At 63.7% G+C, this 13,855-nt stretch carries 12 protein-coding genes; 4 read left to right on the top strand and 8 right to left on the bottom strand.

Features of this window, described 5'->3' with window-relative positions:
* Positions 1–2 precede the first annotated feature (2 nt).
* The 4 genes from BGO64_RS14770 to BGO64_RS14755 are packed head-to-tail and all read right to left on the bottom strand — an operon-like array spanning position 3 to position 5,351.
* On the bottom strand, positions 3–2,669 hold the full coding sequence (locus tag BGO64_RS14770) for a response regulator (RefSeq protein ID WP_286700925.1): 2,667 nt from the start codon (positions 2,667–2,669) through the stop codon (positions 3–5).
* A complete protein-coding gene (locus BGO64_RS14765) occupies positions 2,670–3,740 on the bottom strand; it encodes an ATP-binding SpoIIE family protein phosphatase (protein WP_286700924.1) in 1,071 nt (356 codons plus the stop codon).
* Between the two features lie 6 nt (positions 3,741–3,746).
* Positions 3,747–4,121, bottom strand: coding sequence for an STAS domain-containing protein (locus tag BGO64_RS14760; RefSeq protein ID WP_076361671.1), 375 nt, complete (start codon positions 4,119–4,121; stop codon positions 3,747–3,749).
* Positions 4,122–4,130: 9 nt separating this feature from the next.
* The gene (locus tag BGO64_RS14755) at positions 4,131–5,351 is read right to left on the bottom strand and encodes a PAS domain S-box protein (RefSeq protein WP_286700923.1); all 1,221 of its coding nucleotides are present in this window, start codon (positions 5,349–5,351) and stop codon (positions 4,131–4,133) included.
* A gap of 164 nt (positions 5,352–5,515) precedes the next feature.
* Between BGO64_RS14755 and BGO64_RS14750 the strand changes: the two genes are divergently transcribed.
* On the top strand, positions 5,516–5,653 hold the full coding sequence (locus BGO64_RS14750; RefSeq protein WP_286700922.1) for a hypothetical protein: 138 nt from the start codon (positions 5,516–5,518) through the stop codon (positions 5,651–5,653).
* A complete protein-coding gene (locus BGO64_RS14745; protein WP_286700921.1) occupies positions 5,650–5,994 on the top strand; it encodes an HAD family acid phosphatase in 345 nt (114 codons plus the stop codon). The genes BGO64_RS14750 and BGO64_RS14745 overlap by 4 nt, the downstream gene beginning before the upstream one ends.
* Positions 5,995–6,054: 60 nt before the next feature.
* On the opposite strand, the gene ypfJ is transcribed toward BGO64_RS14745, so the two are convergent.
* Both ypfJ and BGO64_RS14735 read right to left on the bottom strand, forming a co-directional pair.
* Positions 6,055–6,906, bottom strand: coding sequence for a KPN_02809 family neutral zinc metallopeptidase (gene ypfJ, locus BGO64_RS14740; RefSeq protein WP_286700920.1), 852 nt, complete (start codon positions 6,904–6,906; stop codon positions 6,055–6,057).
* 74 nt (positions 6,907–6,980) lie between these two features.
* On the bottom strand, positions 6,981–7,244 hold the full coding sequence (locus BGO64_RS14735; RefSeq protein ID WP_039040440.1) for a hypothetical protein: 264 nt from the start codon (positions 7,242–7,244) through the stop codon (positions 6,981–6,983).
* Positions 7,245–7,384: 140 nt separating this feature from the next.
* Here BGO64_RS14735 and BGO64_RS14730 point away from each other — a divergent pair, with 140 nt between their 5' ends.
* Positions 7,385–7,906, top strand: a complete 522-nt coding sequence (locus BGO64_RS14730; protein ID WP_042015334.1) for a GNAT family N-acetyltransferase — start codon at positions 7,385–7,387, stop codon at positions 7,904–7,906.
* 101 nt (positions 7,907–8,007) lie between these two features.
* Here the strand turns inward: BGO64_RS14730 and BGO64_RS14725 are convergent, their stop codons facing one another.
* Positions 8,008–8,184, bottom strand: a complete 177-nt coding sequence (locus BGO64_RS14725) for a hypothetical protein (RefSeq protein ID WP_010672653.1) — start codon at positions 8,182–8,184, stop codon at positions 8,008–8,010.
* Positions 8,185–8,655: 471 nt separating this feature from the next.
* Complete coding sequence (locus BGO64_RS14720) at positions 8,656–9,933, bottom strand: cation:proton antiporter (protein ID WP_042880492.1); 1,278 nt, start codon at positions 9,931–9,933, stop codon at positions 8,656–8,658.
* Positions 9,934–10,137: 204 nt separating this feature from the next.
* Here BGO64_RS14720 and metH point away from each other — a divergent pair, with 204 nt between their 5' ends.
* Entirely contained in the window at positions 10,138–13,833 is a 3,696-nt protein-coding gene (metH, locus tag BGO64_RS14715) for a methionine synthase (RefSeq protein WP_286700919.1), read from the top strand.
* Positions 13,834–13,855: the final 22 nt, after the last annotated feature.

The raw sequence follows: 13,855 nt of genomic DNA, 5'->3' as shown, positions 1-13,855 counted from the left end.
CCTCACTCTTGGTTGAACAGATCGGGTCTGAGGGCCCGGACTTGTTGCAGATATGCCAGGGCATCGGCGAAGCGAAAACGGGTCATGGCATCGTGCATGGCCGGTGCTGCCTCGCCCAGCAGGGGAGCGAGCCTGGCCTGATTGTGCTGGAACAGGATGAAGGCTTCCGCATCGTCTTCCAGCAGCAGCCCGGTCAGCTGGTGCAGCAGGGGGGCCAGCTCGGCGGGGGTAGCCTCCGGCAAGCCGGGGGTGGCAGGGGCCGGCAGCAGTGTCAGCAGGCTGGCGGCCAGTTGCTGCTGCTGTTGCAGCCCCAGCTCGGCCAGCGGCAGCAGGCTGGTGGCATCGTCTCCCCGGGCGAGGGCGCTCTCCAGCCGGGCCGAGACATCCTGCAGCGACCCGGCCCCCAGCGTTGCGGCTATGCCCTTGAGGGTATGGGCCTGTCGATGCGCTTCTTCCCGGTCATTCGCCTGCAGGGCGGCCAGCAGGGTTTCCATCGGCTGACTCCCCTGGCGGGCGAAACGTTGCAGCAGATCCCGATACCACTCCCAGTTGTGCATCAATCGTTGCAGGGCTGGCTCGGCGTTGAGCCCGATCGCCTGCAACTGTGGCAGCAAGGCGGTGGCGGGTGATGCGTGTGAGGCAGTGAGCGTGCTGTTGACCTCGCGGCTGAAGGAGGTTGCCCAGCGCTGCAGGGCCGCATACAGCCTGTCGGGGTCGATGGGCTTGGCAATGTGATCGTCCATCCCGGCAGCGAGGCAGCGTTCGCGGTCACCGGCCATGACGTTGGCCGTCATCGCCAGGATCGGGGTGTGTTGCCCGATGTCTTCCCGCTCGCGCAACAGCCGGGTGGCGGCCAGGCCATCCATCACCGGCATCTGCATGTCCATCAGGATCAGGTCGTAGTGGGTCTGGACCACCATCTCCAGCGCGATGGCACCATTGCCGGCGATGCTGACATCGGCACCGACCGCCCGCAGCAGCTCCAGCGCGACTTGTTGATTGAGCTCGTTGTCTTCCGCCAGCAGGATCCTGAGTCCGTCGAAGCGGTAGCGATGGGTCACCTGCGGTGGTTTGAAGGTGAGTGAACTGGTTTGCTGGCCAAACAGGCCGATGACGGTATCGAACAGCACGGAGGCGCATACGGGCTTGACCAGCACCCGATCAAAGCCGGCGGCATCGGCCTGGCGAAAGACCTCTTCCCGTCCGTAGCCGGTCACCATGACCCGATAGGGACGCGGGCCCATGCCGCGGGCGATGAGGCGGCGACCGGTCTCGATGCCATCCAGCCCCGGCATGTGCCAGTCCAGCAATACCACTTCGTAAGGCTGTCCCTCCTGCTCGGCGCCGGCGATCATCTGTAGTGCCTGCTGGCCCGACTCGGCGGTGTCCACCACAAAGCTCATGCTGCGCAGCAGGGCGGCCATGATGGTGCGGGCGCTGGCACTGTCGTCGGCCACCAGCATGCGGCGCCCGCGCAGATCCAGGCTCGGCAGATAGCGGGATCTGCGCCTGCCCCTACCGAGTCGGGCGGTAAACCAGAAGGTGCTGCCCTGGCCTGGTTCGCTCTGTACCCCCACCTCGCCGCCCATCAGCTCGGCCAGTTTGCGGGAGATGGCGAGGCCGAGGCCGGTGCCGCCGTACTTGCGGGTGGTGGAGCTGTCCGCCTGCTGGAATGACTGGAACAGCCGCTGCTGCTGCTCCTGGCTCATGCCGATCCCGGTGTCCTGTACCGAGCAGTGCAGCAACACCTCCTGGGGTTGTTTCTCCAGGCAGCTGACCTTGACCAGGATCTCCCCCTGCTCGGTGAACTTGACCGCGTTGTTGGCGTAGTTGATCAGGATCTGGCCGAGGCGAAGGGGATCGCCATAGAGCAGGGTGTCGAGCTGGTGGTCGACCTCGAACAGCAACTCTATGCCCTTGGCTTCCGCCTTTTCGCCCACCAGGGTGGTCAGATTCTCCAGTACATGGTCGAGATCGAATTCGATCCGCTCCAGATCCAGCTTGCCGGCCTCGATCTTGGAGAAGTCGAGGATGTCGTTGATGATGCCGAGCAGATGCTGGGCCGAACGCTGGATCTTGCTGACATAGTCGAACTGCTGCGGATCGAGCCGGGTCTGCAGGGCGAGATGGGACATGCCGAGGATGGCGTTCATGGGAGTACGGATCTCGTGGCTCATGTTGGCGAGAAAATCGCTCTTGGCCCGGGTTGCGCCCTCCGCCAGCTCATAGGCCACTTCCAGCTCCTGGTTCTTGGCCTGCATCACCGCAAACAGCTCGTCCCGGGTCGGTTCTGCGAACTGCTGTTGCATCTGTTGCAGCAGCAGTTCATCGGGCCAGCGGGGCAGGCGATAGACCAGGGCGATGGCGTTGTCCGCGTGCGCGACCAATCGGATGCCACATGAATGGCGGCCGTCCGGCTCGGGGGGGATGGGGGCGTCAGCCGAGAGCGAGAGCCACAACTCCTGTGTGCTAGGCTCCAGCCACAACTGCAGTTGCAGCGGCTCCGTGTTCGCCACCAGCTGGCGTACCAGCTCGGAGGTGGCGCCCGCCAGCGGTGCCACGAAGGTGGGGCTTCTGTCGAGGCAGGTGAGTACCTGGATCACCTTGCGCCGGGCGGTGAGTGCTGCCGCCGGGCCTGACAGCAGGGTTTCGCCGATCAGTTGCCGCATCTAGTCCTCCTTTCCTGCCAGCACGCGCAGCACGATGCAGCTGGCATCGTCGGTGCTGCGGCCACTGTGGGCGATCACCTGGCGTGCCAGCTGGGCGGGCTCGGCGGCCAGATCCAGCGCACCGTCGCGCAGGTTGAGGGATTCGCTGATACCGTCCGAATAGAGCATCACCACGTCCCCCGCGACGAGCTGCTGGCGCTGCAGCAAAGGGGTGGGGAAACGCTCCCCAAGCACCCCGTCGCGGGAGATGCCGCGCCAGGGTTCGTGGCCGCGCAGGCAGATGCGGGTATTGCCGATGCCGGCATAGCTCAGCTCACCCCGTTCGCCGTTGACCAGGGCCACGCCGGCGGCGGCGCCCCGGGTACCGATGCAGTGCTGGTGCAGCAGTTGCAACAGGCGGGCCGGTTCCTGCTCGTGGGTTTGCTGCAGCGCTGCCTCCAGCACCTGTACCAGCTTGTTGGCCGAGGCACCGTGGCCGCTCACGTCGATCAGGATCAGCGATACCCCCTCCGGCCCCGGTCTGATGAAGGCCAGATCACCGGAGACCCGTTCCGGATAGCAGGGGCGGTTCTCGCTGGCCCATGTCAGTTGCAGGCCGGCGTGCAGCTGGCCTGTGCAGGCGAGGGGAGCGATTGGCCTGGATACCAGAGGGGCCGCGCCCAGCCACTTGCGGGCCTGTACCAGAGTTCCCCCTTCCGGCGGGGTGCTGATGGTGAGTTCCGACATCATGCGGCGCACGCCGGGCAGGCCTAGCCCCAGGGTGCCCGAGGTGCTGTAGTGGTCCTGCATGGCCTGATGCACATCCCCAATGCCGGGTCCCTGATCGCGGGCGATGATGTCGATGCAGGGACGCCCGCTGGGATGGTGGAGGGTGAGGGTGATCTCCCCCCGCTCGGCGTATTTCAGGATGTTGCTGCCAAGCTCGGAGACCACGGTGGAGAGCATGGCACGGTCCACCTCGGGCAGGTTGGCGATGAAGGGGAGGCGGCGTACCGCCATCACCGTCAGGTGCAGGTCGATGTCGTGGCGCAGCGGGTAGCTGGCTTCTTGAAGGCTCTGTTCCAACTGCATGATGCGCTACTCCTCATCCTTGAGCGTCCTGCGAACATGGGCGAAGGCATCGTCCATGTCGAGAAAGCAGCGCAGCGGCCCGGGCTCGGCATCGGCCAGCGCCAGGAAGGCGGCGATCCCCGCATTCAGCCCCACCAGCAGGCAGACGGCACCGAGCAGGCGGCACACCTCGGCCAGTTTGCGTACCTGCCTGAATTCGTGGTGATCGAGCAGCATGACCCCGGAGAAGTCGAGCAGTACCGCGTGCTGGCGGCCCAGCATCAGCCGCTGGGAAAGGGCCTGCATCAGTTGCTGTATGCCCTCGTCACCGAGGTCGGGACGCATGCTGACTACGATGCAGTCGGCCACGTCGGCGATGCCCAGATCATTGTTGAGCAGCATGCATCTCTCCTAGAGGGTGGATCCGACCCGCTTGAGGGCGATCTCGAAGGCATCCCGCAGGGTCGCCGTGGTACGGATGTCGCCGACAGAGACCCCCAGCTCCACCATGGTGCGGGCGATGGCGGGCGAGACGCCGGAGATGATGGCCTCGCACCCCATGAACTGGGTTGCCTTGGTGATCTTGATCAGCTGGTTGGCGACGCCGGTATCCACGGTGGCGACCCCGGCGATGTCCAGCACGAAGACCCGGGCCCGGGTCTCGGCAATCTTGGTGAGCGACTTGTTCATCACGTCGGCGGTGCGCATGGAATCGATGATCCCCACCAGCGGCAGCAGCAGGATCCCGTCCCAGATGGGGGTGACCGGGGTCGACATCTCCTGCAGCGACTTGTGCAGCTCCTCGCGCACCCTGGCGGCCTCTTCCGCCTCCTCCATGGCGCGCTTGAGCTGGTGATGCTGTTCTACTTGGGCTGTGATGTCGGTGGCAAACTTGACGATCTTGCTGGGCTTGCCGGTGAGATCCAGCACCGGGTTGTAGGAGCCCTGGATCCAGATCTCTTCACCCTGTTTGCCGATTCGGCAGAACTCTCCCGCCAGGAATTCACCGCGGCGCAGGGTTTCCCAGAAGGTGCGATAGTCGGCCGACTGGGCGTAGTCGGGATCGACCAGCAGCCTGTGGTGCTGGCCCTTCAGCTCTTCCAGCTGATAGCCCACAGTCTCCAGGAAGCGGGCATTGGCATCGAGGATGATGCCATCCAGTGAAAACTCCACCTTGCCCATGACCCGGCTCAGGGCGTTAAGCTGCCCCTCGAAGTTGGCGTTCATCTGCTTCTGTTCGGTCAGGTCCATGGTGTATTCGATGACCTGAACCAGCGCGCCCTGTTCGTCCAGCAGGGGGCTGCAACTGCCTCGCAGCCATATGTCCCGCCCCTGCCGATCCCGGCGGCGAAACTCTCCCTCCTGTGCCTGCCCCGTTCGCAGCGCCTGCCAACGGGCGGCTTCGTCGGCGGATTCTTCTGCCTCCGAGGGGAACAGCATGCTGTAGTGCTGACCCTTGAGCTCGGCCAGCTGGTATCCCATGATGGCGAGAAAGCGGGGGTTGGCATCCAGAATCAATCCGTCTGGCGCGATCTCGAGCCGGGCCATCAGCTGGTCGACGGCCTCCAGTCTGGCCTGGGATGAAGCGGGAGTGACAGTATTCGAATGGGTAGCTGCGGTGTGCACGTCCATGGCATCTCCGGTAAATGGTGCAATTGATTTGAATGCCATTAGAAGGCGTACAGCAGTTATAGCCCACCGGGGCGAGAGCGGGGGACAAGAAGTGCCGAAAGAGCCTGCTGGTAGGGGGGGCTTGGGCCTGGGGAGTTCGTCATGAACACCTTATATCGGGATTAATGTCATTATCGCCCCGCTTTGCCCTGGTTGCCGCCAGCCTGACCCTGCCCGCCGTGGCAATCGAAATCCCGACCAGCCCCGCCGGTGTCATTGCGGTGAGCCTGGCCCAGCAGGCCCCTTTCACTGGGTGTCGGTGACGCAGATTGCCAGGAGCCTGGATGGGCTGCTGCCGATGGCGGTGGGTTTCGACATCGACGACACCCTGCTCTTCTCCTGCCCGGGGTGCTATCGCGGCAAGCAGGCGTTCTCCCCCAATGGTGAGAGCTACCTGAAGAATCCGGCCTTCTGGGAGAAGATGAGCAACGGCTGGGACGCGTTCAGCGTGCCGAAAGAGGTGGGCAAGGCGCTCATCGCCATGCACTTCCCGCGCGGCGATCACATCTACTTCGTCACCGGCCGTTCGGCCAACTCCACCTACTTGCCCCTGCCGCTGGCTGGCGCATGGGAGGAGGAGGTGATCGTCAACTCCCTGTACTGAGGTTCCCATGCATGGCAAAAGGGCCGGATCCTGTCAGGTTCCGGCCCTTCTTTTGGGCGTCTAGCGGGCGGCGAAGGTGTCGCAACTGGCGGGCTTGCCGCTGTCAAAACCGCGTTTGAACCAGGCGAGGCGCTGGGCCGAGGTGCCGTGGGTGAAGCTGTCGGGAACGACCCGGCCCTGACCTTGCTGCTGCAACCTGTCGTCGCCGATGGCCTGGGCGGCATTGAGCGCCTCTTCCAGATCGCCGCGCTCCAGCACCTGCTCTTTTTCCATGTAGTGGCCCCAGACCCCGGCGAAGCAGTCCGCCTGCAGTTCGAGCTTGACCGACAACCGGTTCTGGGCGACCTGGCTCAGCCCCTGTTGCTGCTGGCGCACCTTGGTGGAGATGCCGAGCAGGTTCTGCACGTGGTGGCCCACTTCGTGGGCGATCACATAGCCCTGGGCGAAGTCGCCGTCGGCCCCCAGCTTGTCGCGCATGTCCTGATAGAAGGAGAGATCGATGTAGACGGTGCTGTCGGCCGGACAGTAGAAGGGCCCCATCACCGACTGCCCCTGGCCGCAGCCGGTGCGGGTCGCACCGCGATAGAGCACCAGTCTGGGGGCCTGATAGTGGTTGCCGCTTTGCTGGAACATCTCGTCCCAGGCGTCCTCCGTGGAGGCGAGCATCACCGAGGTGAAGCGGGCGAGGGGATCGTTTGCAGCCTGGGACGAGTTCTGACGCTGGGGCTGGCTCTGCGGGGCCGGATCCTGCAGCAGGGGGCCGAGGTCCACGCCGTAGTACCCCGCCACCATGACCACCACCAGCAGGATCAGACGCCCCTTGCCACCGATGGGCAGGCCGCCGCCCCCGTTGCCGCCTTGCTGGCGTCGGTCTTCCACATTGTTGCTCTCACGGCGATCTTGCCAGCGCATATCCCCATACTCCCGTCATTGGTGGTGGCAGTAATGATAATGGCTGGCGCCGGGGCTTGCCTAATCGGCCCGGGTCATTCGGCCCAGGGCATCTCGGGCAGGCTGTCGAGAAACTCGCCGTAACGGACGAGGTTGAAGGGGCCCTGTTCGGCTTCCATGGCCATGAGTTCGGCGCCCAGGGCGCAGGCGATGTATTGCAGCGCCTCTTCCCGAGGGGTGCCCTTCATCACCAGGCGCATCAGGGTGGCTTTCACCTGGAGGGGATGGCCGTCGGCGAGCTGGTTCTCCACCATCTCCAGCAGTGTCTCTTCATCAAAAAATTCGGGGGTATCGGTCATGGCCGTTCTCCTGCCTGTTCCATGGGGTGGGCAGTATAGCGGGGACGCGGCTCCCGGGGCGAAAATATCGTCCGGGTCTTGCCAAGGAAGCGGGGCGGGAGCAGTCTTGGACACTCTCTACTGCCGAACGAGCCCATGTCATGATCCTCTCCGAGCGCCTGGAACTGCGCAAACTGACCATTGTCGATGCCCCCTTCATTCTCGAACTGCTCAACGATGGTGATTTTCACCGCTACATCGGCGATCGCGGGGTGCGTACCCTGGCGGATGCCGAAAACTACATCCAGCAGGGGCCTGCGGTCAGTTATGCCCGCCACGGTCACGGACTCTATCTGGTGGTGCGGCGGGAAGACGGGGCCAGGCTCGGCATCTGCGGTCTGATCAAGCGCGATACCCTGCCCTGTGAAGACATCGGCTATGCCTTCCTGCCCGCCTGGCGCGGCCAGGGCTATGCCATCGAAGCCGCGCGGGCGGCCATGGCAGATGGCCGTGAACGGCTCGGCATCGAGCGGGTGGTCGCCATCGTCACCCCGGGCAATGAGCGCTCGGTCCGGCTACTCGCCAAGCTGGGGCTGAGTCAGGGCAAACGGGTTAGGCTGGGAGCCGGCGAGGAGGAGTGCCTGCTGCTGGAGGCGCCGGACAAGGAGACTTGCGGGGTCTAGTCATCGCTCGGGTGGTGAGGCCATGCAGACTATGACGTCAGGCAAGGAGGCCGCCGTGAGTTGCGGCCTGTCTGCATCGGGCGCTGCCTGGGCAGGCAGGATCAGTTGAGCTCTTCGATGGAGAACTCGCCGGCGATGCCATCACAGGAGATGGCGAAGCCGCCGCTGAAGCGGGTGCTGAACTGGATCAGGAACGCATCGTCGTCGTGCTCTTGCACGGGCAGGTTGATGGGTTTGCTGCGACGCAGGGGTTTGCGGATCTGTACGTGTTTCATCATGGTATTTCTCTATATAAATTAAGTGTTTGCTCCTTGTATTGGCAAATGTCAGGTCAATGGGCGCGGTCAGCACGATGGCGGACGAGCGCGCAGGAATACCCAGCCCGGTTCAGGGGCGTCTGCACTTTCAAGGAAGGCGCCAAGGACCACGCGGATGCATGATGCTACTTGGGAGTGGGCAGATCGGGTCTGCACCGTGAGAGCCGGGCAACGCAGGCAGACAGCCTGAACGGTTCTCAAGGCGAGTAAATCAGAAGAAGGTTATGCGGGTACTGGCAGGATTCATCGTGAGGTGAAGCATTGCGAACATAATCAGGGCTGATTAACTAGCCGGCGCGCATTCTCTCCTCGAAATGTGTAAAAAGCAAACACTAATTGTGCGTTCACCCAATCATTCCCTGTTTTTCACTGCCACGGGGACGGCAAAAGGGCTCCCGAGGGAGCCCTTTTCATTGCCGGTCAGGGACGGGCTCAGGCGTCGCCACAGGCCTTCTTGGCGGCGGTGATCATGGGGGTAATGGTCATGCCCTGTACCACGATGGAGAACATCACCACCGAGTAGGTCATCACCAGGATCACCTGGCGCAGATCGACGTTGTGTTCCGGGATCATCATGACACCGGATGGCAGGGCCAGGGCCATGGCCATGGCCAGGCCGCCACGCAGGCCGCCCCAGGTGAGGATGCGCACCGAGAAGGTGTTGTAGCTGCGGAACTTGCGGAACGCCACATAGGGCAGGGAGACGCTGATGAAGCGGGCGGCCAGGCAGAGCGGCACCGCGATGACCAGCAGGATCCAGTCGCGCCAGGCCAGATCCAGCAGCACCAGTGCCAGACCGATCAGCAGGAACAGCAGGGCGTTGAGGAACTGATCCATCAACTCCCAGAAGTGATCCAGGTGGTGCTGGCTCTGCTCGGAGAAGCCGGAATGACGGGTCCAGTTGCCGATCATGATGCCGGTCACCACCATGGCCAGGGCGCCGGAGACGCCGATCATGTTGGCGAAGGCGAAGCCCGCGGTCGGGATGCAGAGGGTCAGCAGCAGCTCCAGGGAGCCGTCGTCGGTGGCGCTGATCATCACGTGGGCGATGAGGCCCAACACGGCCCCGAACAGGATGCCGCCGAGGGCCTCATGCAGGAACAGACCGGCCACGCTGCCGAAGGTGGGCTCCACGCCGCCAAAGGCCACGGCAAACACGGTGGCGAAGATGACGAGGCCGACACCGTCGTTGAACAGGGATTCCCCCTCGATCTGGATGGCGATCTGGGGTGGCGCCTTCATCTTCTTGACGATGGCCAGTACGGCGATGGGGTCGGTGGGGGAGATCAGGGCACCGAACAACATGCAGTAGACCAGCGGCAGGTCCCAGCCCAGCAGCTTGGCGATGAACCAGAAGCCGTAGCCGATGAGGAAGGTGGAGAGCAGGGTGGCGGCTATGGCCAGAATGGTGATTTCCCACTTCTGGCTACGCAACGCCTTGAGGTTGATGCCAAGGCCGCCGGCGAACAGCAGGAAGCCCAGGATCCCCTTCAACAGGAAGTTCTGGAAGTCGATGCTCTCCATGGTCTTGATGGCGAGAGGCTCCAGATTGAACCAACCCAGTTTGCCAAACAGCACCAGCAGCGCGGAGATCAGCATGGAGCCCGCAGTGATGGCGATGGTGGTCTGGATCTTCACAACATACTGGTTGGCAAAGGCGATGAAGATCGCCAACGCTGCCAGGAAGCAGAGTGTGTAGTAGACGCTCATAGTTATTTTTCTCTTTGGTAAACAGCAAGCACGTATCCCTCTTGAGGACGGGCATAGGGTACTCCCGGGTTAGATCATGCTCATTACCTATTTATGGTTATATTTAATCGTCACCACGGACAGATAGACGGCTAGATTTCCATTTAATTTGATTGCTGCTAGGATGGGCATCACGCAGTTGCATGGATGTAAGGGGTACGAGCGGTGTCGAGCAGAGAGTCGAACAAGAAAGCGGATGTCACAACCAGGCTGGAAGCCTGTCTCAAGGAGCGGATCCTGATCATCGACGGGGCCATGGGCACCATGATCCAGGGTTACAAACTCGGTGAGGCGGACTATCGGGGGGAGCGGTTTGCCGACTGGCATACCGACATCAAGGGCAACAACGACCTGCTGGTGTTGAGCCGTCCCGCCGTCATTCGCGAGATCCACGACCAGTATTGTGCCGCCGGGGCCGACATCCTCGAGACCAACACCTTCAACGCCACCCGCATCGCCATGGCGGACTACGAGATGGAAGCGCTCTCGGCCGAGATAAACCGGGAGGCGGCCCGCCTGGCCCGCGCCGTGGCGGACGAGTGGACCGCCAAGGACCCGGCGAAACCGCGCTTTGTGGCAGGGGTTCTGGGCCCCACCAACCGTACCGCCTCCATCTCGCCGGACGTGAACGATCCGGGCAAGCGCAACGTCACCTATGACGAGCTGGTGGCCGCCTACACCGAATCGACCCACGCCCTCATCGAGGGCGGTGCCGACATCATCCTGATCGAGACCATCTTCGACACCCTCAACGCCAAGGCGGCCGCCTTCGCGGTGGACCTGGTGTTCGAGGAGCTGGGTTACAGCCTGCCGGTGATGATCTCCGGCACCATCACGGACGCCTCCGGTCGTACTCTCTCGGGCCAGACCACCGAGGCCTTCTACCACTCCCTTCGCCACGTCAAACCGGTCTCCTTCGGCCTCAACTGTGCGCTGGGGCCGGACGAGCTGCGCCAGTACGTGGAGGAGCTGTCCCGCATCAGCGAGACCCATGTCAGCGCCCACCCCAACGCCGGTCTGCCCAATGCGTTTGGCGAGTACGATCTGGACGCGGTCGAGATGGCGGAGCATATCCGCGAGTGGGCTTCGAGCGGCTTTCTCAACCTGGTGGGCGGCTGCTGCGGCACCACCCCGACCCACATCCGCGCCATGGCGGACGCCGTGGCGGGCATCACACCCCGCGCCCTGCCGGATCTGCCGGTGGCCTGTCGGTTGTCGGGCCTGGAGCCTCTCATCATCACGGCGGACTCCATGTTCGTGAACGTGGGTGAGCGGACCAACGTCACCGGTTCGGCCAAGTTCAAGCGCTTGATAAAAGAAGGGCTCTACGACGAGGCCCTGGACGTGGCCAAGCAGCAGGTGGAAAACGGCGCCCAGATCATCGACATCAACATGGATGAGGGGATGCTGGACGCCGAGGCGGCCATGGTGCGCTTCCTGAACCTCATCGCCGGGGAACCGGACATCGCCCGGGTGCCGGTGATGATCGACTCCTCCAAGTGGGAGGTGCTGGAGGCGGGCCTCAAGTGCGTGCAGGGCAAGCCGGTGGTCAACTCCATCTCCATGAAGGAGGGGGAGGACAAATTCATCGAGCAGGCGAAACTGCTGCGCCGCTACGGCGCCGCCGTCATCGTCATGGCGTTCGACGAGGTGGGCCAGGCCGATACCCGGGCCCGCAAGTTCGAGATCTGCCAGCGTGCCTACCGCATTCTGGTGGACCGCGTCGGCTTCCCGCCGGAAGACATCATCTTTGACCCCAACATCTTCGCGGTGGCGACCGGCATCGACGAGCACAACAACTACGCGGTGGACTTCATCGAAGCGGTGAAGGACATCAAGGAGCACCTGCCCCACGCCATGATCTCCGGCGGCGTCTCCAACGTCTCCTTCTCGTTTAGGGGCAACGAGCCGGTGCGCGAAGCCATCCACGCCGTCTTCCTCTACCACGCCATCAGGAACGGCATGGACATGGGGATCGTCAACGCGGGCCAGCTTGCCATCTACGAAGACATCCCGGCCGAGCTCAAAGAGAAGGTCGAGGCGGTGGTGCTGAACCTCAATTCGGACGCCACCGAGGCGCTGCTGGCCATCGCAGAGAAGTATCGCGGCGCGGGTGCCCAGGCGGAGGATCCGCGGGATCAGGCGTGGCGCAGCTGGCCGGTGGGCAAGCGGCTCGAACACGCCCTGGTCAAGGGGATCACTGATTTCATCGAGGAGGATACCGAGGAGGCGCGCGCCCAGGCCGAGAAGCCGCTGCACGTCATCGAGGGGCCGCTGATGGATGGCATGAATGTGGTGGGCGATTTGTTCGGCGCCGGCAAGATGTTCCTGCCCCAGGTGGTGAAGTCGGCCCGGGTGATGAAGCGGGCGGTGGCCTACCTGCAACCCTACATCGAGGCGGAGAAGTCCGGCGGCTCCAGCAACGGCAAAATCGTGCTGGCCACCGTCAAGGGCGACGTGCACGACATCGGCAAGAACATCGTCGGGGTGGTGCTCCAGTGCAACAACTTCGAGATCGTGGATCTCGGGGTCATGGTCTCCTGCGAGACCATCCTCAAGACGGCCCGGGAAGTGAACGCCGACATCATCGGCCTGTCGGGCCTCATCACTCCGTCCCTGGACGAGATGGTGCACGTAGCAAAGGAGATGGAGCGTCAGGGGTTCAAGCTGCCGCTGCTCATCGGCGGTGCCACCACTTCCAAGGCCCACACCGCGGTGAAGATAGAGCAGAACTACTCCGAGCCCGTGGTCTATGTCTCCAACGCCTCCCGCGCCGTGGGGGTGGCCCAGAGCCTGCTGAGCCCGGAGCTCAAGCCCGCCTTCGTCGCCCGCATCGACAAGGAGTACGAGATTGCCCGGGATCAGCATGCCCGCAAGCAGCCGCGCTCCAAGCCGGTCAGCCTGGCCCATGCCCGGGCCAACCGCCATCAGCTGGACTGGGTGGGCTATGAGCCCCCGGCGCCCCGGGAGCCCGGCGTGCAGACCTTCGAAAACGTGCCCATTTCAGTGCTGCGCCCCTACATCGACTGGACGCCGTTCTTCCTGAGCTGGGAGCTGGCGGGCAAGTTCCCCCGCATCCTGGAGGATGACGTCGTGGGGGAGGAGGCGACGCGCCTCTACGCCGACGCCAACGCCATGCTGGACCAGCTGGAGAAGGATCAGAGCGTGCGCTGCGCAGGCATTGTCGGCCTGTTCCCCGCCAACGCCGTGGGGGACAGCATCGAGGTCTACACCGACGAGTCCCGCACTGAAGTGAAAAAAGTGCTGCACCACCTGCGCCAGCAGAGCGAGAAGCAGGGCTTCCCCAACTACTGTCTGGCGGACTATGTGGCGCCGAAAGAGAGCGGCAAGGCCGACTGGATCGGTGCCTTCGCGGTGACCGGCGGCATCGGCGAGGAGGCCATCGCCAAGGCCTACAAGGCGGACCACGACGACTACAACGCCATTCTCATCCAGGCGGTGTGCGATCGCCTCGCCGAGGCCTTTGCCGAGTACCTGCACGAGCAGGTGCGCAAAGTGCACTGGGGCTATGCCCCGGACGAGGCGCTCAGCAACGAGGAACTGATTCGCGAAAATTACCAGGGGATACGTCCGGCGCCGGGCTACCCGGCCTGCCCGGAGCACACCGAGAAGGGGAGCATCTGGGAGTTGCTGGACGTGGAGCAGGCCATCGGCATGCAGCTCACCGAGTCCTACGCCATGTGGCCGGGGGCAGCGGTGTCGGGCTGGTACTTCTCCCACCCCGAGAGCAAGTATTTCGCCGTGGCCCAGATCCAGCAGGATCAGGTGGAAGACTACGCCATGCGCAAGGGGATGACCCTGGCAGAGGCCGAACGCTGGCTGGGGCCCAACCTGCATTGATCCCCGTCTGCCCCGTCTCACG

Origin of the sequence: Aeromonas sp. 62-46, assembly GCF_001898585.1 — a bacterium.
Lineage (GTDB): Bacteria > Pseudomonadota > Gammaproteobacteria > Enterobacterales > Aeromonadaceae > Aeromonas > Aeromonas caviae.
Note: the sequence above shows the minus strand (reverse complement) of the source record. Positions and strands in the feature narration are given on the sequence as shown.

Bases quoted from the DNA above. Each gene is read 5' to 3' on its own strand.
- BGO64_RS14720 (WP_042880492.1), bottom strand. From the start codon at position 9,933: ATGAGCGTCTACTACACACTCTGCTTCCTGGCAGCGTTGGCGATCTTC.
- BGO64_RS14755 (WP_286700923.1), bottom strand. From the start codon at position 5,351: ATGGACGTGCACACCGCAGCTACCCATTCGAATACTGTCACTCCCGCT.
- BGO64_RS14770 (WP_286700925.1), bottom strand. From the start codon at position 2,669: ATGCGGCAACTGATCGGCGAAACCCTGCTGTCAGGCCCGGCGGCAGCA.
- ypfJ (WP_286700920.1), bottom strand. From the start codon at position 6,906: ATGCGCTGGCAAGATCGCCGTGAGAGCAACAATGTGGAAGACCGACGC.
- BGO64_RS14750 (WP_286700922.1), top strand. From the start codon at position 5,516: ATGTCATTATCGCCCCGCTTTGCCCTGGTTGCCGCCAGCCTGACCCTG.
- BGO64_RS14725 (WP_010672653.1), bottom strand. From the start codon at position 8,184: ATGATGAAACACGTACAGATCCGCAAACCCCTGCGTCGCAGCAAACCC.
- BGO64_RS14730 (WP_042015334.1), top strand. From the start codon at position 7,385: ATGATCCTCTCCGAGCGCCTGGAACTGCGCAAACTGACCATTGTCGAT.
- BGO64_RS14760 (WP_076361671.1), bottom strand. From the start codon at position 4,121: ATGCTGCTCAACAATGATCTGGGCATCGCCGACGTGGCCGACTGCATC.
- BGO64_RS14735 (WP_039040440.1), bottom strand. From the start codon at position 7,244: ATGACCGATACCCCCGAATTTTTTGATGAAGAGACACTGCTGGAGATG.
- BGO64_RS14765 (WP_286700924.1), bottom strand. From the start codon at position 3,740: ATGCAGTTGGAACAGAGCCTTCAAGAAGCCAGCTACCCGCTGCGCCAC.